At 69.8% G+C, this 20,106-nt stretch carries 11 protein-coding genes and 5 pseudogenes; 10 read left to right on the top strand and 6 right to left on the bottom strand.

Annotated features, from left to right (window positions below; translation table 11 throughout):
• Window positions 1-43 precede the first annotated feature (43 nt).
• Window positions 44-847 (bottom strand): type I methionyl aminopeptidase, encoded by an 804-nt coding sequence (gene map / locus Y694_RS06240; RefSeq protein WP_011829356.1) that lies wholly within the window; start codon window positions 845-847, stop codon window positions 44-46.
• 100 nt (window positions 848-947) lie between these two features.
• On the opposite strand from map, the pseudogene purL reads away from it, so the two are divergent.
• From purL to mdtD, 3 genes and pseudogenes are all read left to right on the top strand, one after another.
• Window positions 948-4,956 (top strand): annotated as a pseudogene (gene purL / locus Y694_RS06235) (phosphoribosylformylglycinamidine synthase).
• Window positions 4,956-5,686 (top strand): annotated as a pseudogene (locus tag Y694_RS06230) (DUF1624 domain-containing protein). The pseudogenes purL and Y694_RS06230 overlap by 1 nt, the downstream one beginning before the upstream one ends.
• 10 nt (window positions 5,687-5,696) lie before the next feature.
• Entirely contained in the window at window positions 5,697-7,121 is a 1,425-nt protein-coding gene (gene mdtD / locus Y694_RS06225) for a multidrug transporter subunit MdtD (protein ID WP_011829359.1), read from the top strand.
• Window positions 7,122-7,217: 96 nt separating this feature from the next.
• Here the strand turns inward: mdtD and Y694_RS06220 are convergent.
• The 5 genes and pseudogenes from Y694_RS06220 to Y694_RS06200 form a co-directional block, all read right to left on the bottom strand.
• Window positions 7,218-8,035: pseudogene (locus tag Y694_RS06220) on the bottom strand (peptidylprolyl isomerase).
• Between the two features lie 55 nt (window positions 8,036-8,090).
• A complete protein-coding gene (locus Y694_RS06215; RefSeq protein WP_011829361.1) occupies window positions 8,091-8,408 on the bottom strand; it encodes a BolA family transcriptional regulator in 318 nt (105 codons plus the stop codon).
• Entirely contained in the window at window positions 8,401-9,024 is a 624-nt protein-coding gene (locus Y694_RS06210; protein ID WP_036230822.1) for a septation protein A, read from the bottom strand. The genes Y694_RS06215 and Y694_RS06210 overlap by 8 nt, the downstream gene beginning before the upstream one ends.
• 66 nt (window positions 9,025-9,090) lie before the next feature.
• Window positions 9,091-9,507 carry a peptide-methionine (R)-S-oxide reductase MsrB gene (msrB, locus tag Y694_RS06205; protein ID WP_011829363.1) on the bottom strand — a complete coding sequence of 139 codons (417 nt, stop codon included), beginning with the start codon at window positions 9,505-9,507 and terminating at the stop codon, window positions 9,091-9,093.
• Entirely contained in the window at window positions 9,504-11,027 is a 1,524-nt protein-coding gene (locus tag Y694_RS06200) for a YdiU family protein (protein WP_051495606.1), read from the bottom strand. Before Y694_RS06200 ends, msrB begins: the two co-directional genes overlap by 4 nt.
• A 121-nt stretch (window positions 11,028-11,148) precedes the next feature.
• On the opposite strand from Y694_RS06200, the gene Y694_RS06195 reads away from it, so the two are divergent.
• The 7 genes and pseudogenes from Y694_RS06195 to Y694_RS06165 all read left to right on the top strand — a co-directional run bounded on the left by Y694_RS06195 (window position 11,149) and on the right by Y694_RS06165 (window position 20,102).
• Window positions 11,149-12,783 carry a 3-(methylthio)propionyl-CoA ligase gene (locus Y694_RS06195; RefSeq protein WP_036230819.1) on the top strand — a complete coding sequence of 545 codons (1,635 nt, stop codon included), beginning with the start codon at window positions 11,149-11,151 and terminating at the stop codon, window positions 12,781-12,783.
• Between the two features lie 26 nt (window positions 12,784-12,809).
• Window positions 12,810-14,057 (top strand): branched-chain amino acid ABC transporter substrate-binding protein, encoded by a 1,248-nt coding sequence (locus Y694_RS06190; RefSeq protein ID WP_036230825.1) that lies wholly within the window; start codon window positions 12,810-12,812, stop codon window positions 14,055-14,057.
• Window positions 14,058-14,097: 40 nt separating this feature from the next.
• Window positions 14,098-15,120, top strand: coding sequence for a branched-chain amino acid ABC transporter permease (locus Y694_RS06185; RefSeq protein WP_011829367.1), 1,023 nt, complete (start codon window positions 14,098-14,100; stop codon window positions 15,118-15,120).
• 7 nt (window positions 15,121-15,127) lie between these two features.
• A pseudogene (locus tag Y694_RS06180) lies at window positions 15,128-16,419 on the top strand (branched-chain amino acid ABC transporter permease).
• Window positions 16,416-17,189, top strand: coding sequence for an ABC transporter ATP-binding protein (locus tag Y694_RS06175; protein ID WP_036230816.1), 774 nt, complete (start codon window positions 16,416-16,418; stop codon window positions 17,187-17,189). The pseudogene Y694_RS06180 and the gene Y694_RS06175 overlap by 4 nt, the downstream one beginning before the upstream one ends.
• A complete protein-coding gene (locus Y694_RS06170) occupies window positions 17,189-17,896 on the top strand; it encodes an ABC transporter ATP-binding protein (protein WP_036230814.1) in 708 nt (235 codons plus the stop codon). The genes Y694_RS06175 and Y694_RS06170 overlap by 1 nt, the downstream gene beginning before the upstream one ends.
• 102 nt (window positions 17,897-17,998) lie before the next feature.
• Window positions 17,999-20,102 (top strand): annotated as a pseudogene (locus Y694_RS06165) (3-hydroxyacyl-CoA dehydrogenase NAD-binding domain-containing protein).
• The last annotated feature ends 4 nt before the right edge of the window (window positions 20,103-20,106 follow it).

Raw genomic sequence — 20,106 nt, 5'->3', positions numbered from 1 at the left:
CGGCACGGTGGGGCGGGGCGTGCGGGCAGCAGCGCTGCGCTCATCAGGCCGCGCCGGGTTCCGGCGGCGGTGGGCTGCCGGCCGAGAGGGTGAGCACCTCGTAGCCGGTGTCGGTGACCAGCACCGTGTGCTCCCACTGCGCCGAGAGCGAGCGGTCCTTGGTCACGATGGTCCAGCCGTCGCCCAGTTCCTTGATCTCGCGGCGCCCGGCGTTCACCATCGGCTCGATCGTGAACACCATGCCGGGCACCAATTCCTCCAGCGTGCCGGGGCGGCCGTAATGCAGCACCTGTGGTTCCTCGTGGAACTTGCGGCCGATGCCGTGCCCGCAGAACTCGCGCACGATCGAGAAGCCCTGGCGTTCGGTGAAGGTCTGGATCGCGTGGCCGATGTCGCCGAGTCGCACGCCGGGCTTCACCTTGACGATGCCGCGCCACATGGCCTCGTAGGTGAGCGAGCACAGCCGGCGGGCCGCGATCGAGCCCTCGCCGACCACGAACATGCGACTGGTGTCGCCGTGCCAGCCGTCCTTGATGACGGTGACGTCGATGTTGACGATGTCGCCGTTCTTCAGCGGCCGGTCGTTCGGGATGCCGTGGCAGACCTGATGATTGATCGACGTGCAGATCGACTTGGGGTAGGGCGTGTAGCCGGGCGGCGCGTAGTTCAGCGGCGCCGGGACGGCGTCCTGCACCTCGACGATGTGCCGGTGCGCCAGGCGGTCCAGCTCGTCGGTGGTGATGCCGGGCTTGACGTGCAGCGTCAGCATGTCCAGCACCTCGGAGGCGAGCCGCCCCGCGATGCGCATGCCGTCGGCGTCGGCGGCGGTCTTGATCGTGATCGACATAGCCGGGGATTATCTCATCAGGCCCGTAAATCTAGGGTTTGCGAGGGGACATCCCGCCTCGCACCGCACGCCCTCCAGACCCGCGACTTCCGCGCGCCCCATGACCCAGCCCACGATCCTCTCCTTCGACGGCGGCAACGCGCTGTCCGCCTTCCGTGCCCAGGCCCTGTTGCCGCGGTTGCAGGCGCTCGCCGCCCGCATCACCGCGGTCCATGCCCGGCACGTGCACTGGGTGGCGGCGGAGGCGGCGCTCGATGCAGCCGCACGCGACAAGCTGGCCGGCCTGCTGCGCTACGGCGACGCCTATGCCGGCCCGACGGAGGGCACCCTGGTGCTGGTGATGCCGCGCCTGGGCACGGTGTCGCCCTGGGCCAGCAAGGCCACTGACATTGCCCACAACTGCGGCCTGGGCATCCGCCGCGTCGAGCGTGTCACCGAGTACCGGCTGACGCTCAAGGGCGGACTGCTCGGCGGCAGCAAGCCGCTCACCGATGCCGAGCGCGCGGCCGTGGCCGAACTGCTGCACGACCGCATGACCGAGAGCGTGGCCTTCGAGCACGGCGCCGCGGCCCACCTGTTCGATGCCCAGCCGGGGAAGCCGATGGAGACGGTCGACGTGATCGGCCGGGGTCGCACGGCGCTGGAAGCGGCGAACCGCGACTTCGGCTTGGCGCTGAGCGACGACGAGATCGATTACCTCGTCGCCGCCTTCACCGGACTGCAGCGCAACCCGACCGACGTGGAGCTGATGATGTTCGCGCAGGCGAACTCCGAGCACTGCCGCCACAAGATCTTCAACGCGCAGTTCACGATCGACGGCGAGGCTCAGGAACACTCGATGTTCCAGATGATCCGTCACACCCACAAGACCTCGCCGCAGCACACCATCGTGGCGTACAGCGACAACGCGGCGGTGATGGAGGGCTTCCCGATCGAGCGCTGGCTACCGCAGGGCTACACCAATGCGCCGGTCTATGCGGCGCGCCACGAGACGGCCCACGTGCTGATGAAGGTCGAGACGCACAACCACCCGACGGCGATCTCCCCGTTCGCCGGTGCGTCCACCGGCGCCGGCGGCGAGATCCGCGACGAGGGCGCCACCGGGCGCGGCGCCCGGCCCAAGGCCGGCCTGACCGGCTTCTCGGTCTCCAACCTCCAGTTGCCCGGCACCCATGAGCCTGGGAGCGTGTGCGCTACGGCAAGCCCGAGCACATCGCGAGCGCGCTGCAGATCATGATCGACGGCCCGCTGGGCGGCGCGGCCTTCAACAACGAGTTCGGCCGACCCAACCTGGGCGGCTACTTCCGCGTCTACGAGCAGACGGTCGGCGCCGGTGCGCAGGCGCAGCGCCGCGGCTACCACAAGCCCATCATGATCGCCGGGGCCTGGGCACGATCAGCGACGGCCAGACCCACAAGATCCCGTTCCCGGCCGGCACGCTGCTGATCCAGCTCGGCGGTCCCGGCATGCGCATCGGCATGGGCGGCGGTGCCGCCAGCTCGATGGCAGCCGGCGCCAACACCGCGGCACTGGATTTCGATTCGGTGCAGCGCGGCAACCCGGAGATCCAGCGGCGCGCGCAGGAGGTCCTGAACCACTGCTGGGCGCTGGGCGCGGGCAATCCCATCCTCGCGGTGCACGACGTCGGCGCCGGTGGCATCAGCAATGCCTTCCCCGAGCTGGTGCACGACGCCGGCCGCGGCGCGCGCTTCGACCTGCGCAAGGTGCCGCTGGAGGAAAGCGGCCTGGCGCCGAAGGAGATCTGGTGCAACGAGAGCCAGGAGCGCTACGTGCTGGCGATCGCGCCCGAGAGCCTGCCGCTGTTCGAGGCGATGGCCAGCCGTGAACGTTGCCCCTACGCGGTGGTCGGCGTCGCCAGCGACGCACTGCAGCTGGTGCTCGAGGACGGCCCCGGCGGACAGGGCGAGCACGGCACGCCGATCGACATGCCGATGGACGTGCTGCTCGGCAAGCCGCCGAAGATGCACCGCCAGGTGCAGCGCGTGGCGCACCACCTGGAGCCGTTGGCGCTGGCGGGCGTGACGCTGCAGCAGGCCGCCTTCGACGTGCTGCGCCATCCCACGGTGGCCAGCAAGCGCTTCCTGATCACCATCGGCGACCGCACGGTCGGGGGTCTGAGCCATCGTGACCAGATGGTCGGCCCGTGGCAGGTGCCGGTGGCCGACTGCGCGGTGACGCTGGCCGACCATGCCGGCTTCCACGGCGAGGCCATGGCGATGGGCGAGCGCACGCCGCTGGCCCTGATCGACGCGCCGGCCGCCGGCCGCATGGCGGTGGCCGAGAGCATCACCAACCTGCTGGCCGCGCCGATCGAGCTGCCGCGCGTCAAGCTCAGCTGCAACTGGATGGCCGCCTGCGGCGAACCCGGCGAGGACACAGCGCTGTACGACACGGTGCGCGCGGTCGGCCTGGAGCTGTGTCCGGCGCTGGGCATCGCGGTGCCGGTCGGCAAGGATTCGCTGTCGATGCGCACGCGCTGGAGCGACGCCGAATCCGGCGAGGCGAAGCAGGTGACCGCGCCGGTCTCGCTGATCGTCACCGCCTTCGCCAGCCTGGCCGACGTGCGCGGCACGCTCACGCCGCAGCTGCAGCCGGGTGATACCTCGCTGATCCTGATCGACCTGGGGCAGGGCCGCAACCGCCTGGGCGGCTCGATCCTGGCGCAGACGCTGGAGCAGCTGGGCGACAGCGCACCCGACCTCGACGATGCCGCGCTGCTGAAGCAGCTGGTGGCCGCCATCCACCGCCTGCGCGGCGAAGGCCGGCTGCTGGCCTACCACGACCGTTCCGACGGCGGCCTGTGGGCGACGGTCTGCGAGATGGCCTTCGCCGGCCACTGCGGCGTGTCGCTCAACGTCGACCTGCTGGTGACCGAGGGCGACGGCGTGTCCGACAGCCGCATGGACAGCGGCGATGCCAAGAACTGGGCCGGCCAGGTGGGTGCGCGCCGCGAGGAGCTGACGCTGAAGGCGCTGTTCGCCGAGGAGTTGGGCGCGGTGATCCAGGTCGCCGGCGCCGAGCGCGACAAGGTGCTCCACGTGCTGCGCGAGGCCGGCCTCGGCCGTCACAGCCACGTGATCGGCAAGCCCAACGACCGCGGTGTCATCGAGGTCTGGCGCGACGCCAAGGCCGTGTTCAGCGCGCCGCTGCGCGAACTGCATCAGGCCTGGGACGAGGTGAGCTGGCGCATCGCCGCGCTGCGCGACCACCCGGGCTGTGCCGAGGCCGAGCATGCGGCAGCCGGCGCGCCGGACGATGCCGGCCTGCAGTGGCAACCCAGCTTCGATCCGGCCGAGGACGTGGCCGCGCCCTTCCTGAAGCTCGCCCGTCCGAAGCTCGCGATCCTGCGCGAGCAGGGCGTCAACTCGCACATCGAGATGGCCTATGCGATGGCGCAGGCCGGCTTCGAGACCTACGACGTGCACATGAGCGACCTGCAGTCGGGCCGGGCCCGGCTCGACATGTACCGCGGCTTCGTCGCCTGCGGCGGCTTCAGCTACGGCGACACCTTGGGCGCCGGCGAGGGCTGGGCGCGCTCGGTGCTGTTCAACCCGCGGCTGGCCGACCAGTTCGCGGCGTTCTTCAACCGCGACGACAGCTTCGCGCTCGGCGTCTGCAACGGCTGCCAGATGATGGCGGCGCTGGCGCCCATCATCCCCGGCGCTCAGGCCTGGCCCAAGTTCACCCGCAACCGCAGCGAACAGTTCGAGGCGCGGCTGGCGCAGGTGGAGGTGCTGGAGAGTCCGTCGCTGTTCTTCGCCGGCATGGCCGGCAGCCGGCTGCCGATCGCGGTGGCGCACGGCGAGGGCTATGCCGACTTCTCCCAGCGCGGCGACGCCCGCGCGGTGCACCGCGCCATGCGCTACGTGGACCCGGCCGGCCGCGCCACCGAGGCCTATCCCCACAACCCCAACGGCAGCCCCGAAGGCCTGACCGCGGTGACCACGCCCGACGGCCGCTACACCGCGCTGATGCCGCACCCCGAGCGCGTGTTCCGCAACGTGCAGATGAGCTGGAGCGGCGGTGACGTCACCGCTGCCAGCCCCTGGCTGCGCATGTTCCGCAACGCGCGCCGCTGGGCCGCCTGATGGGAGGCGGGCCGCTGCGGTCCCTCGCGGACCGGCATGCCCGCCTCGACGCGCTGCGCGGTCTGGCCATCGTCTGGATGGCGGTGTTCCATTTCTGCTTCGACCTGGCCCACTTCCGGCTGATCGGCGCGAACTTCCACGCCGATCCGTTCTGGCTGCACCAGCGCACCGCGATCGTCAGCCTGTTCCTGTTCTGCGCCGGCCTCGGCCAGGCCGTCGCGCTGCACGCCGGCCAGGGCGGGGCGCGCTTCTGGCGCCGTTGGGCCCAGGTCGCCGGTTGCGCGCTGCTGGTCAGCGCCGGCAGCGCGCTGATGTTCCCGCGCAGCTGGATCAGCTTCGGCGTGCTGCACGGCATCGCGCTGATGCTGATCGTCTGCCGTTTCTCCGCCGGTGCAGGGCGCTGGCTGTGGCCGCTGGGGCTGGCGGCGATCCTGCTGCCGCAGTTCGTGCAGCACCCGCTGTTCGACAGCCGGCTCGCCAACTGGGTCGGCCTGGTGACGCGCCGGCCGGTCACCGAGGACTACGTGCGCTGCTGCCCTGGCTGGGCGTCATGTGGTGGGGCCTGGCGGCCGGCCGGTGGTTGATCGAGCACCGCCCGGGATGGCTCGGCGGCCCGTTGCCCACCGCAGCCCGACCGCTGGCCGTGCTGGGGCGCTGGAGCCTGAGCTTCTACATGCTGCACCAGCCGCTGCTGATCGGCGCGCTGATGCTGTGGCTGGCCGTGCGGTGAGGTGCCCACGATGACGGACGGCGCAGCGATCGGCGAACGCGCCCGCCGCATGCTGCCCTGGCTGGTGGCGGTGGCCTTCTTCATGCAGACGCTGGACGGCACCATCGTCAACACCGCGCTGCCTGCGATGGCGCGCGACCTCGGCGAGAGCCCGCTGCGCATGCAGGCCGTCGTGATCGCCTACATGCTGACGGTGGCGCTGCTGATCCCGGTGTCGGGCTGGCTGGCCGACCGCTTCGGAACGCGGCGCATCTTCATCGGCGCGATCGTCGTGTTCAGCGTCGGGTCGGCGGCCTGCGCGCTGTCGGCCACGCTCGGCCAGCTCGCCGCGGCGCGCGTGCTGCAGGGCGTGGGCGGCGCGCTGCTGCTGCCGGTGGGTCGGCTCGCCATCCTGCGTGTGTTCCCCAAGGACCAACTGCTGCGCACGCTCGCCTTCGTCACGATCCCGGGTCTGGTTGGTCCGCTGATCGGTCCCAGCCTGGGCGGCTGGCTGGTCGAGGTGGCCACCTGGCACTGGGTGTTCCTGATCAACCTGCCGGTCGGCCTGGTGGGCGTGGTGGCCGCACGGCGCTACATGCCGGACCTGCGGGACGGCGCGGCGCAGCGTTTCGACCTGTGGGGCTACGTGCTGTTCGGCGCGAGCATCGTGATGATCTCCGTCGCGCTGCAGGGCCTGGGCGAACGGGCGCTGGGGTTCGCGAGCTCGATGCTGCTGCTGTTCGCCGGCTTCGCGGCGCTCGGCGGCTACTGGCTGCATGCGGCGCGCGCGCCGCAGCCGCTGTTCGGGCTCGGGCTGTTCTCGATCCCGACCTTCGCGGTGGGCCTGATCGGCAACCTGTTCGCGCGGCTCGGCAGCGGCGCGATTCCCTTCCTGATGCCGCTGTTCCTGCAGGTCGGGCTCGCCTATTCGCCGGCCGCCGCCGGCATGAGCCTGATCCCGACGGCGCTCGGCGCGATGCTGTCCAAGACCTTCGCCGAACCGCTGATCGGGCGCCTGGGCTACCGCCGCACGCTGATCGGCAACACCGTGCTGCTGGGGTTGATGATCGCCAGCTTCGCGCTGGTCGATCTGGAGACCGGCCGCTGGGCACTGATGCTGCACCTGGCCGCGTTCGGCATCGTCAACTCGCTGCAGTTCACCGCCATGAACACGCTGACGCTGGGGGACCTGGAGGGTCGCAACGCCAGCGCCGGCAACAGCCTGCTGTCGGTGGTGATGCAAGTCTCGATGAGCCTGGGTGTCGCGGCCGCCGCCGCGCTGCTGGTGGCGTTCGGCGGACACACGCAGGCCCAGGGATCGGCGGCCGTGGTGCAGACCTTCCACGCGGCCTTTGCCTGCATCGGCCTGATGACGGTCTGCGCCGCGCTCGTCTTCGCGCAGCTGCAGACCTGCGACGCGCCGCAGGCGGTGCCGCGCGTGCCGGACGAGCACTGACACGCGAATGCGTTTTCCAACCGTGCGGGACTGGCCGTCGGGCATGAAAAAGGCGCCCCGCAGGGCGCCTGATGCCGTCGAGGGCCCGCGACCGGGTCACTCGAACTTGTAGTCGGTCTTGGCCTTGCTCTTGAGTTCGTCGCGGAAGGCGCCGACCTTCTGCTGGCTCAGGCGCTGCTCGATCTGCGGCTTCACTTCGGCCAGCGGCGGGAACTGGGCGTCGCGCACGTCCTCGAGCTTCAGGATGTGGAAGCCGTACTGGCTCTTGATCGGTGCCTCGGTCATCTTGCCCTTCTCGAGCTTGACCATTGCGTTGGAGAACTCGGGCACGAAGCTGCCCGGGGCGGCCCAGTCGAGATCGCCGCCGTTGGGCGCCGAGCCCGGGTCCTTGCTGGACTTCTTGGCCGTTTCCTCGAAGCTCGCGCCGCCCTGGATCTGCGCGATCAGGGCCTTGGCCTCGTCCTCGGTCTCCACGAGGATGTGGCGCACACGGTATTCCTTGTCGCCGGCCTGGGCCTTGTACTTGTCGTACTCGGCCTGGACCTCGGCGTCGGTGACGGGGTTCTTCTTCTGGAAGTCGGCGAACAGCTCGCGGATCAGGATGCTCTGGCGGGCCAGTTCCATCTGCGCCTTGTATTCCGGCGTGGCGGTCACGCCGCGCTTCTCGGCGGCCTGCGTGAAGATCTCGCGCAGCACCACCTCGTCCTTCACCTGACGCTCGGTCTCGGGCGGCAGCTGCTGGCCCTGGCTCTGTGCCTGCTTCGTGACCTGCTGCAGCAGGGCGTCGGCGCGCGCCTCGGGACCGGCTTGCCGTTGACGATGGCGATGTTCTGCGCTGCGGCCAGCGCCGGGGCGAGCAGGGCGGCGGCCAGCGCGATGGACGATGCGCGAACGGCAAGGGTGTACGGCTTCATGCGATCAGAACCTCGGTAGGGAAAGGGCGGCGGGCGGCGTCGCGGGGCGACGGCTTCAAGGGGTGCTGCGGGCCGCTTCGGTGGGGGTGAGCGTGGTGAGTGCCAGGGCATGAATGCCGCGGGGCATCCACGAGGCGACGGCATCATACACAAGGCGGTGCCGCGCCAGACGTGACAAACCGTCAAAGCGCTCACTGACCAGATGGACGCTGTAATGCCCGCCTTCGCGGGCGCCGGCATGGCCGGCGTGCTGGTGGCTGTCGTCGCTGACGTGCAGCGATTGCGGCGCCAGCGCGTCCCGCAACGCGGCCTCGAGCTCGGCCGCGGTCGGGGCGAAGGCCGGCGCGGTGCGCCCCACGTTCGGCTCACTCATCTTCGGTCTTGATGTGGCGGCTCAGGTAGAGGCCTTGCGCCAGCGTGAACAGGAGCATCAGGCCCACGCCGCCGAACAGCTTGAAATTGACCCACACGTCGGTCGGGAAGCTGTAGGCGACGTAGAGGTTCGCCAGGCCCATGAACGCGAAGAAGGCGATCCACATGAAGTTGAGGTTGCGCCACACCGCCGGCGGCAGCTGCAGCTGGCCGCCCATCAGCGTCTGCAACAGGTTCTTTCGAAACACGGCGTGACTGAGCCAGAACGCCGTCCCCATGACCCAGTACAGCACGCTGGGCTTCCACTTGATGAAGGTCTCGTTGTGGAACCAGACGGTGGCGCCGCCGAGCAACGTGACCAGCCCGAGGCTGACCCACAGCATCGTGTCCACCTTCCTGCCGCGCAGCAGCAGCCAGCCGATCTGCGCGAAGGTGGCCACGATGACCACCAGCGTGGCCAGCAGCACCGGCGCCTCCTTCGGGCCGACCATGCCGCCGGAGACCAGGAAGCCGAAATGCTGGCTGGCGAACGCGGCCGCCGCGTCGGGTTGGCCTTCGGCCACCTTGAAGGCCACGAAGAACAGGACGATGGGAAGCAGGTCGAACAGGAACTTCATCGCGAGGGTCGGTCGTTGCCCAGGGCCCCGATTGTGCGGTGCCGGCGCCGGGGCGCTGGCACCGGGTCATTTCCGGGGCTCGAAGCCCAGCGAGGCCGAGTTGATGCAGTAGCGCTCGCCGGTCGGCTCGGGGCCGTCGGGGAAGACGTGGCCGAGGTGCGCGCCGCAGTCCTGGCAGCGCACCTCCACGCGCACCATGCCGTGGCTGCGGTCGACCACGCGGTCGATGATCTCGCCGCGCAGCGGCTGGAAGTAGCTGGGCCAGCCGCAGCCGGCGTCGAACTTCGTGCCCGAGTCGAACAGCGGCGCGTTGCAGCCGACGCAGTGGTACACGCCTTCCTGCCAGTGATCGGCATATTTGCCCGTGAAGGCACGCTCGGTGGCGCCGTGGCGCGTCACCTCGAACTGCATCGGGTCGAGCTGGGCACGCCATTCGGCCTCGGTCTTCTGGACCTTGCGGGGCTTGTCGTCGGTGGAACTCATGATGAACAGGACACCTCCAGGGTTTGCGCCCAATCGGGCGGAAACTCGGCATAGGCCGAGTGCTCCGGCTGTTCGTCGAACGGCCGCTCCAGAACTTTCAGCAGGCGCTGTGTCTCGCCGAAATCGCCACCCTGTGCCGCACGGATCGCGTTCTCGCACAAGTGGTTGCGCAGCACGTACTTGGGGTTCGCGCGGTCCATTTGCAAGCGGCGCTCGGCCTCCGCGCGGCCGTCGAGCGCGAGGCGACGTGCATAGCGGTCGGCCCAGGCATCGAAGGCCGGGCGGTCGAGGAAGAGGTCGCGCACCGCCTGCGGCTCGGCCGGCGACCACTGCGCCAGCCTGCGCCAGGTGATGGTGTGGTCGGCGCGCTCGGTGGCCATCAGCTGGAGCCAGTCGTCGGCCAGCGCCACATCCTCGTCGCGTTCGCCGGCGAGGCCGAGCTTGGCGCGAAGCCGCGCTGCCATGGCCTCGGAGAACGTGTGCTTGTAGGGCTCGATCGCCTCCAGCGCCAGGTCGCCGGTGGCCTCGGTCACCTCGCCGCCCATCGCGATCAGCGGCAGCATCGCCTGCGCCAGCGCATGCAGGTTCCAGAACGCCACGCTCGGCTGGCGCGAGTAGGCATAACGGCCCTGGTGGTCCGAGTGGTTGCAGACATGGCCGGGGTCGAAACCGTCGAGGAAGCCGAACGGACCGTAGTCGATCGTCAGGCCGAGGATCGACAGGTTGTCGGTGTTCATCACGCCGTGGCAGAAGCCCACGGCCTGCCAGTCGGCCAGCAGCGTGGCGGTACGGCGCGCCACCGTCTCCAGCAGCGCGGCATAGGGATTGGCCGCCTCGCGGCAGGCGGGGTGGTGCTGGTCGATCACGAAGTCGGCCAGCGTGCGCAGCGCTTCGGGCAAGCCATGATGGGCGAAGTGCTCGAAGTGGCCGAAGCGCACGAAGCTCGGCGCCACCCGCGTCACGACCGCGGCGGTCTCGACGGTTTCGCGCCGCACCGGCAGCGGTGAACCGACGACCGCCAGCGCGCGCGTCGTCGGAATGCCCAGGAAGTGCATCGCTTCGGAACACAGGAACTCGCGGATCGACGAACGCAGCACCGCGCGGCCGTCGCCCATGCGCGAATAGGGCGTGCGGCCGGCGCCCTTGAGCTGCAGCTCCATCGGTCCGTTCGGCGTGTCGATCTCGCCCAGCAGCAGGGCCCGGCCATCGCCCAGCTGACCGGCCCAGACGCCGAACTGGTGGCCGCTGTAGACGGTGGCCAGCGGCTCGCTGCCCGGCCAGGTGCGTCCGCCGGACAACACCTCCAGCGCCTGCCAGTCGGCGCGCTCGGCCCAGTCGCCGGGCCAGCCGAGCAGGCGGGCGGCGCTGTCGCTGGTGGCCACCCAGTGCGGCTGCGGCAGCCTCTGCGCCGCGAGTCGCGTGTGGAAGACGGGGCCCAGTGCGGCATAGCGGTTGCGCCAGTGCAGGCCGAGGGGTGTCGCGTCGGGCCGGTCGAGCTCCGGCAGGGAAACATCTTGCATGCCCGGCAGTCTAGCGAGCCCTCTCACGCCTGCTGCCGTCTAGGGCATACCCCAGCCGAAGCCTTGCGGGACGCTTTCTATGATCGCCCGCATTCCATTGCCAATCGAAGAGGGAAAGACCATGGCCTTGTTGATGGGGCAGATGATGCAGATGCCGCTGCTGATCTCGTCGCTGATCACGCATGCAGCGCGTCACCATGGTGACACCGAGATCGTTTCCAAGCGGGTCGAGGGCGATGTGCATCGCTGCACCTGGGTCGATGTCGAGCTGCGCGCCCGCAAGCTGGCGCAGGCGCTGGCGCGGCTCGGCTGCGAGGCGGGCGACCGCGTCGGCACGCTGGCCTGGAACGGCTATCGCCACCTCGAGATCTACTACGCCTCGTCCGGCTCGGGGCTGGTGTGCCACACCGTCAATCCGCGGCTGTTCCCGGAGCAGATCGCCTGGATCGTCAACGACGCCGAGGACCGGGTGCTTTGTTTCGACCTGACGTTCCTGCCGCTGGTCGAGAAGCTCGCCGCGCAGTTGCCCACGGTGCGCCACTTCGTCGCGATGACGGACCGCGCCCACATGCCGGCACAGACCAGCGTGCCGAACCTGCTGTGCTTCGAGGAGCTGTTGGAGGCCGAGAACGGCGACTACCGCTGGCCCAGCTTCGACGAGAACACGGCGTCGAGCATCTGCTACACCTCGGGCACGACCGGCAACCCCAAGGGCGCTGTCTACAGCCACCGCTCCAGCCTGCTGCACGCGATGGCGGCGGCGCTGCCGGACGGCATGGCGCTGGCGGCACGCGACACCGTGCTGCCGGTGGTGCCGATGTTCCACGTCAACGCCTGGGGCCTGCCCTATGCCTCGGCCCTGACCGGCTGCCGGGTGGTGTTTCCCGGCCCGCACCTCGACGGCAAGTCGCTCTACGAGTTGTTCGAGGCCGAACGCGTGAGCTTCAGCGCCGGCGTGCCCACCGTGTGGCTGGGCCTGCTGACCTACGTGAAGCAGAACGGCCTGAAGTTCTCCACCTTCAAGCGCACCGTCATCGGTGGCTCGGCCTGCCCGCCGGCGATGCTGAAGACGCTGGAGGACGACTACGGCGTCGAGGTGATCCACGCCTGGGGCATGACCGAGATGTCGCCGCTGGGCACGCTGGCGCGCCTGAAATCCAAGCACGACGCGCTGCCCAAGGAGGCCCAGCGCCACCTGCAGGAGAAGCAGGGCAAGGTGGTGTTCGGCGTCGACATGGCGATCGTCGGCGACGATGGAGGCATGCAGCCCTGGGACGGCAAGAGCTCCGGTGACTTGCTGGTGCGCGGGCCGTGGGTGATCGACCGCTACTTCAAGCAGACGGCCTCGCCGCTGCACGACGGCTGGTTCCCGACCGGCGACGTGGCGACCATCGACGCCGACGGCTACATGCAGATCACCGACCGCAGCAAGGACGTCATCAAGTCCGGCGGCGAGTGGATCAGCTCGATCGAGCTGGAGAACATCGCGATGGCGCATCCCGGCGTCCACGAGGCGGCCGTGGTGGCCGCCTTCCACCCGAAGTGGGACGAACGGCCGCTGCTGGTGGTGGTGCCCAAGCCGGGCGTGGAGCTCACGCGGGCGCAGATGCTGGCGCACTACGAAGGCCGGATCGCCAAGTGGCAGATTCCGGATGACGTGGTGTTCGTCGTCGAGATCCCGCACACCGCCACCGGCAAGATCCAGAAGATGCGGCTGCGCGAGCAGCTCAAGGATCACAAGCTGCCGACCGCCTGAACGGCCCACCACGAGCGGAGACGATGATGCGGATCGCGACCTGGATGCACCGAACGGCGGTCGGTTCGCTGATGCTGCTGGCCGTGGGCACGGCGGCGGCGCAGAAGGGCGAGACCGTCAAGATCGCCTGGATCGACCCGCTGTCGGGCCTGATGGCCCCGGTGGGCCAGAACCAGGTCCGGAGCTTCCAGTTCTTCGCCGAGAAGTTCAACAAGGATCCCCGGCTCAACCCGGCCGGCGTGCGCTTCGAGATCGTCCCGTTCGACAACAAGCTCAGCCCCAGCGAAACCGTCAACGCGCTGAAGTCCGCGGTGGACCAGGGCGTGCGCTACGTGACGCAGGGCAACGGTTCCTCGGTGGCCGGCGCGATGATCGATGCGGTGGCCAAGCACAACGAGCGCAACCCGGGCAAGGAGGTGATCTACCTCAACCACTCCGCGGTCGACCCCGACTTCACCAACAGCCGCTGCAGCTACTGGCACTTCCGCTTCGACGCCGATACCTCCATGAAGATGGAGGCGCTCACGACCTTCATCAAGGACCTTCCCGACGTCAAGAAGGTCTACCTGCTCAACCAGAACTACTCGCACGGCCAGCAGGTGGCGCGCTACGCGAAGGAGAACCTGGCGAAGAAGCGGCCCGACGTGCAGGTGGTCGGCGAAGACTTCCACCCGCTCGCGCAGGTGCGCGACTTCGCGCCGTACATCGCCAAGATCAAGGCGAGCGGGGCCGACAGCGTGATCACCGGCAACTGGGGCTCCGACCTGTCTCTGCTGATGAAGGCCGCCAACGAGAGCGGCTACGCCGGGCGGTTCTTCACCTACTACACCGGCGTGACCGGCGCGCCCACGGCGCTCGGCCGCAACTTCGACGGCCGTGTCTACCAGGTCGCCTACCACCACTACAACATGCCCGGCGCGATGGGCCAATGGCAGAACGAGTTCCGGCAGAAGCTCAACGACGACTTCTACACCGGCTCGGTGGTCCACATCTACAACATCCTCTCGCAGGCGATGGCGCGGGCGAAGTCGACCGAGCCGCTGAAGGTGGCGGCGGCGATGGAGGGCCTGAAGTTCAACAGCTTCAGCGGCGAGGTCGAGATGCGCAAGTCCGACCACCAGCTGCAGCAGCCGCTCTTCATCACGGTGTGGCAGCAGGCCGACGCGAAGTTCCCGTACAGCCCGGAGAACACCGGCATGACGCTGGCGCCGGTCAAGGAGTTGCCGGCCTTCGTGTCGAGCACGCCCACCAGCTGCCAGATGAAGCGGCCCTAGGCCTCGTTCTCTGCAGCGCGGACGCGAGCACGGGCGCCCGATGGAGTTCTTCACCCTCTCGATGCTCAACGGCCTGAGCTACGGGCTGCTGCTGTTCATGCTCAGCTCGGGGCTGACGCTGATCTTCAGCCTGATGGGCGTGCTGAACTTCGCGCACGCCAGCTTCTACATGCTGGGCGCCTACCTGGGCTACACGATCGCCAAGGGGGTCGGCTTCTGGCCCGCGCTGGTGCTGGCGCCGTTGGCGGTCGGAGTGCTCGGGGCGTTGTTCGAGCGCGCCTGCCTGCGCCGCCTGCACCGCCACGGCCATGTGCCCGAGCTGCTGGTGACCTTCGGCCTGTCCTACGTCATCCTGGAAGTGGTGCAGTTGCTGTGGGGGCGCGTCGCGCTCGATTTCCAGCCACCCGCCGCGCTGCGCGGCCCGGCCTTCACGCTGGTGGCGACGGCGGGTGAGGGCCTGCAGCTGCTGTGGGGGGCGGCGCCGGCCGCCCTGTGCAGCGCCGCCGGGGCCGTGTGCTCGCCGTTCCCTGCCACGCGTGGTTTCATGATGCTGGTGGCCCTGCTGATGCTGCTGGCGCTGTGGCTGCTGATCACCCGCACCCGCGTCGGCCTGGTGATCCAGGCGGCACTGACCCACCCCGAGATGGCCGAGGCGCTGGGGCACAACGTGCCGCGCGTGTTCATGGGGGTGTTCGGCGCCGGTGCGGCGCTGGCCGGGCTGGCCGGCGTGATCGGCGGCAGCACCTTCGTCACCGAACCGGCGATGGCGGCTACCGTCGGCTCGGTGATCTTCGTCGTGGTGGTGGTCGGCGGCATGGGCTCGTTGCCGGGCGCCTTCGTGGCGTCGCTGCTGATCGGCGTGCTGCAGACCTTCGCGGTCGCGGTGGACTACTCGCTCGGCGCGCTGCTGCGCTCGCTGGGCCTGGAGGTCGGCCCTGCCGCGGCGGGCAACTCGCTGCTGCGGCTCACGGTCTCGCAGGTCGCACCGATCCTGCCGTACCTGCTGCTGGTGCTTGTGCTGATCTTCCGCCCCCGCGGACTGCTCGGCACGCGGGAAGGCTGAGCAGGCCATGGCGCCGGTGTTCCGATACCGCCCGCGCAACGTGGCGCGCGGTCTCGTCTGGGGGCTGTTCGCGCTGCTGCTGGCCGTGGCGCCGCTGCTGTTCGGCAGCGGCCTGTCGCTGACGCTGCTGTCGCAGATGGGCATCGCGATCATCGCCTGCCTGTCCTACAACATGCTGCTGGGGCAGGGCGGCATGCTCAGCTTCGGCCACGCGGTCTACAGCGGCCTCGGCGCCTACCTGGCGATCCATGCGCTCAACCGCGCGGCCGACGGGCAGCTGCCGCTGCCGGTGAGCCTGGTGCCGCTGGTCGGCGCACTCGCCGGGATCGGCGTCGCGCTGCTGCTGGGCTTCGTCACCACCCGCAAGTCGGGCACGCCGTTCGCGATGATCACGCTGGGCCTGGCGGAGCTGGTGTTCGCGATGTCGCTGATGGTCCCCGAGTTCTTCGGCGGCGAGGCCGGCGTCGCCGCCGACCGCGTGATCGGTGCGCCGGTGGCGGGCATCAGCTTCGGTCCGCAGATCCAGGTCTATGCCCTGATCGCGCTCTACACCTTCTTCGCCACGGCGGCGATGTTCGCCTTCACGCGCACGCCGCTGGGTCGCATGCTCAACGCGGTGCGCGACAACCCGGAGCGGGTCGGCTACATCGGCTACGACGCCCAGCGGGTGCGCTATCTCACCTTCGTCATCGCGGGCGGCTTCGCCGGCCTGTCGGGGGCCTGCACGCACTGAACTTCGAGATCGTCACCGCCGAGGTCGTGGGCCTGCAGCGCTCGGGGGCCTACCTGCTGTTCACCTTCCTCGGCGGCGCGGGCTTCTTCTTCGGCCCCATCCTCGGCGCCGTGCTGATGGTGCTGGCCTTCGTGCTGTTCAGCGAGTTCACCCAGGCCTGGCTGCTCTACCTCGGCCTCGTCTTCCTGATCATGGTGATGTACGCGCCGGGCGGCCTGGCCGGTCTGGTGATGATGAACCTGCGCGTCGCGGCCTACGGCCGGCTGCGTCCGCTGTGGCCGGCCTACCTCGCGCTCGCCGGCACGGCGCTCACGGTGCTGGCCGGCGTCGGCGCGATGATCGAGATGGTGTATCACCTGCGGCTCGACGCCGCGCTGGGCGGCGGCCCGCTGCGCTACCTGGGCGTGCCGCTGGAGCCGCATGGCGTCGACAGCTGGTGCGGCGCAGTCCTGGTCGCGCTGGCCGGGCTGGGCCTGTTCGAGCTCACGCGCCGCGAGTTCGCCCGTCGATGGGGCGCCGTGCAGCAGGAAATCGCGCACGAGATCCGGCAGAAGGAGGCCTCGTGAGCCCCACGGCCGACTTCGCGCTCGAGCTGCGCGGCGTGCGCAAGCATTTCGGCAAGACCGAGATCATCCGCGGCGCCGACCTGCAGGTGCGCTCCGGCGAGCGCGTGGCGCTGATCGGACCCAACGGCGCCGGCAAGTCGACGCTGTTCAACCTCATCAGCGGGCGCTTCGCGCCCAGCAGCGGCGAGATCCGGCTGCACGGGGCGCGCATCGACGGCTGCGCACCGCACGAGATCAACCGCCTGGGCCTGGCGCGCAGCTTCCAGGTCAGCAACCTGTTCACACGTCTGTCGGTGTTCGAGAACCTGCGCTGCGCCGTGCTGTGGAGCCTGGGGCATCGCTACGCGTTCTGGAAGTTCCTGGCCGACCTGCGCGACGCCAACGAGCGCGCCGAGCAGGTGATGGCGATGCTGCACCTCGACCGCAAGCGCGACGTGGCGGCAGCCGACCTGACCTACGCCGAGCAGCGCGCACTGGAGATCGGCCTGACGATCGCCGGCGGCGCCGGCGTGATCCTGCTCGACGAGCCCACCGCCGGCATGAGCCGCAGCGAGACGCGCCGCTTCGTGCAGCTGATCCGCGAGGCGAGCGAGGGCCGCACGCTGCTGGCCGTGGAGCACGACATGGGCGTGGTGTTCGATCTGGCCGATCGCATCGCGGTGCTGGTCTACGGCGAGGTGATCGCCTGCGACACGCCCGCCGCCGTGCGGGCCAATGCGACGGTGCAGGAGGCCTACCTGGGTGCCGCGCTGGCGGTCGGGGACGCGTGATGCTGCGCCTCGACGAGCTCCACGCCTACTATGGCAAGAGCCACGTGCTGCACGGCGTGTCGCTGCAGGTGCAGCCGGGCGAGATCGTCAGCCTGCTGGGCCGCAACGGCTCGGGCCGCTCGACCACCGCGAAGGCGGTGATGGGCCTGGTCGACGGCCGCGGCAGCGTCACGTGGCGGGGCGAGGAGTTGCTGGGGCGCGCCCCGTTCGACATCGCGCGCCGCGGCGTCGGCTACGTGCCCGAGAGCCGTGACGTGTTCCCCGGCCTGACGGTGCTGCAGAACCTGCAGCTCGGGCAGAAAGGTGGGGCGGGCCAGCCGGCGCGGCCGCCACGCTGGCGCCTCGACGACATGTACCGGATGTTCCCGCGCCTGAAGGAGCGCGAGCACACCGAGGCGGGCCTGCTGTCGGGCGGCGAGCAGCAGATGCTGACGCTGTGCCGCACGCTGATGGGCGATCCCGACCTGGTGCTGGTCGACGAACCGACCGAAGGCCTGGCGCCGAAACTGGTGGACCAGGTGGCGGGCTTCCTGCGCGAACTGCAGCAGCGTGGCATGGCCGTGCTGCTGGTCGAGCAGAAGCTCACCATCGCACTCGACGTCGCCCAGCGCTGCTATGTCATGGGCCACGGGCGCATCGTGTTCGAGGGCACGCCGGCGGACCTGCGCGCTGACGCCGAAGTCCGCCGGGAGTGGCTGGAGGTCTGAGTCCGGCACGGCTGTCACGGCAGCGACACGCCGCCGCGCCGCTCCTGGGCCAGAATCGAACGATCGTTCTATTTCCGACTGTCGTCCTGGAGAGCCCGATCCATGAGTGCCCGTTATGCAGTCCACGGCCCGGCGGCCGTCATCACGCTCGACAACCCGCCGGTCAACGGCCTGGGCCATGCCACCCGGCGCGACGTGGCCGACGGCCTGGTGCGTGCCCAGGACGATCCGGCGGTGCAGGCGATCGTGATCACCGGCGCCGGCCGGGCCTTCTCGGGCGGCGCCGACATCCGCGAGTTCGACACGCCGCAGGCGATGCGCGAGCCCAACCTGCTGAGCCTCATCCTCGCCATCGAGGCGTCGGGCAAGCCGGTGATCGCCGCGCTGCACACGGTCTGCATGGGTGGCGGACTGGAGCTCGCGCTCGGCTGCCATTACCGCGTGGCCGCGCCGGGCTGCCAGGTCGCCCTGCCGGAGGTGAAGATCGGCCTGATCCCGGGGGCCGGCGGCACGCAGCGCCTGCCGCGCGTGCTGGGCGTCGAGGACGCGCTGAACATGATCCTCAGCGGCGAGCCGGTGGCGAGCGAGCGGCTCGCGGCGCTGCCCGGCCAGCGGCTGTTCGACCGGCTGGTCGAGGGCGATCTGATGACCGCGGCGCTGGCCTTCGCGGCCGAAGTGGCGGCTCGGCGCCCGCTGCCGCTGGTGCGCCGGCTCCACGGCCCATCACCCGAACGCCGACGCCTATTTCCAGTTCGCCCGCAACACCGCCACCGCGATGGCCCCGCAGTTCCCGGCGCCGCGCAAGTGCATCGACATGGTCGCCGCCTCGGTGGCGCTGCCGTTCGATGAGGGCCTGCGGCTGGAGTGGTCGACCTTCACCGCGCTGATGCTCACGCCCGAGTCGCGTGCGCTGCGGCATGTGTTCATGGCCGAGCGCGCGGCGGGCAAGATCGCCGACGTGCCGGCCGACACGCCGGTGCGCAGCGTGAAGCGGCTCGCCGTCATCGGCGCCGGCACCATGGGCGGCGGCATCGCGATGAACTTCCTCAACGCCGGACTGCCGGTGGTGATGCTCGAGACGAAGCAGGAGGCGCTGGATCGCGGCGTGGCCACGATCCGACGCAACTACGAGGCGCATGTGAAGAAGGGCAAGCTCACGGCCGAGCGGGCCGAGCAGCGCCTGGGCCTGTTGAGCACGACGCTGGACTACGCCGACCTGGCCGACGCCGACGTGGTGATCGAGGCGGTGTTCGAGGACCTGGGCGTCAAGGAACAGGTGTTCCGTCGCCTCGACGAGGTGATGAAGCCCGGCGCCATCCTCGCGTCCAACACCTCCACGCTGGACCTGAACCGCATCGCCGCGTTCACGCGGCGGCCACAGGACGTGATCGGCACCCACTTCTTCAGCCCGGCCAACGTGATGAAGCTGCTGGAGGTGGTGCGCGGTGAGCAGACGGGCAAGGACGTGCTCGCCACTGTGATGCAGCTGGGCAAGAAGATCCGCAAGACCTGCGTGGTCTCGGGCGTCTGCGACGGTTTCATCGGCAACCGCATGGTCGAGCAGTACCTGCGCCAGGCCTTCCTGCTGGTCGACGAAGGCAGCACGCCACAGCAGGTGGACAAGGCGATCGAGCGCTTCGGCTTCGCGATGGGTCCGTTCCGCATGAGCGACCTGGCGGGCAACGACATCGGCTGGGCGATCCGCAAGCGTCGCTACGCCGAACGGCCGCACATGCAGTACAGCAAGACCCCCGACCTGCTGTGCGAGACCGGCCGCTTCGGCCAGAAGACCGGTGCCGGCTGGTACGACTACCAGGCCGGCAAGCGCGACGCGATCCCGTCGCCGGTGGTGCTCGAGCTGATCGAAGGCCATCGCAGGACGCTGGGCATCACGCCGCGCAAGATCGGCGACGACGAGATCGTCGAGCGCCTGGTCTACGCGCTGGTGAACGAGGGCGCGCACCTGCTCGAGGAGGGGATCGCGGCCAAGGCCGGCGACATCGACATGGTCTACCTCACCGGCTACGGCTTCCCGCTGCACCGCGGCGGGCCGATGCGCCATGCCGACGAGGTGGGCCTGTTCAACGTGGTGCGCGCGATGCGGCGCTTCCAGCACAACCCGCTCGACGACGCGGCCTTCTGGGAGCCGGCGCCGCTGCTGGCGCGCCTGGCTGCCGACGGCAAGACCTTCGGCCACGGCCTGTAAACGC

It is taken from the genome of Methylibium sp. T29-B (assembly GCF_000576225.1).
In the GTDB taxonomy this organism is placed as follows: domain Bacteria; phylum Pseudomonadota; class Gammaproteobacteria; order Burkholderiales; family Burkholderiaceae_C; genus Methylibium; species Methylibium petroleiphilum.
Note: the sequence above shows the minus strand (reverse complement) of the source record. Positions and strands in the feature narration are given on the sequence as shown.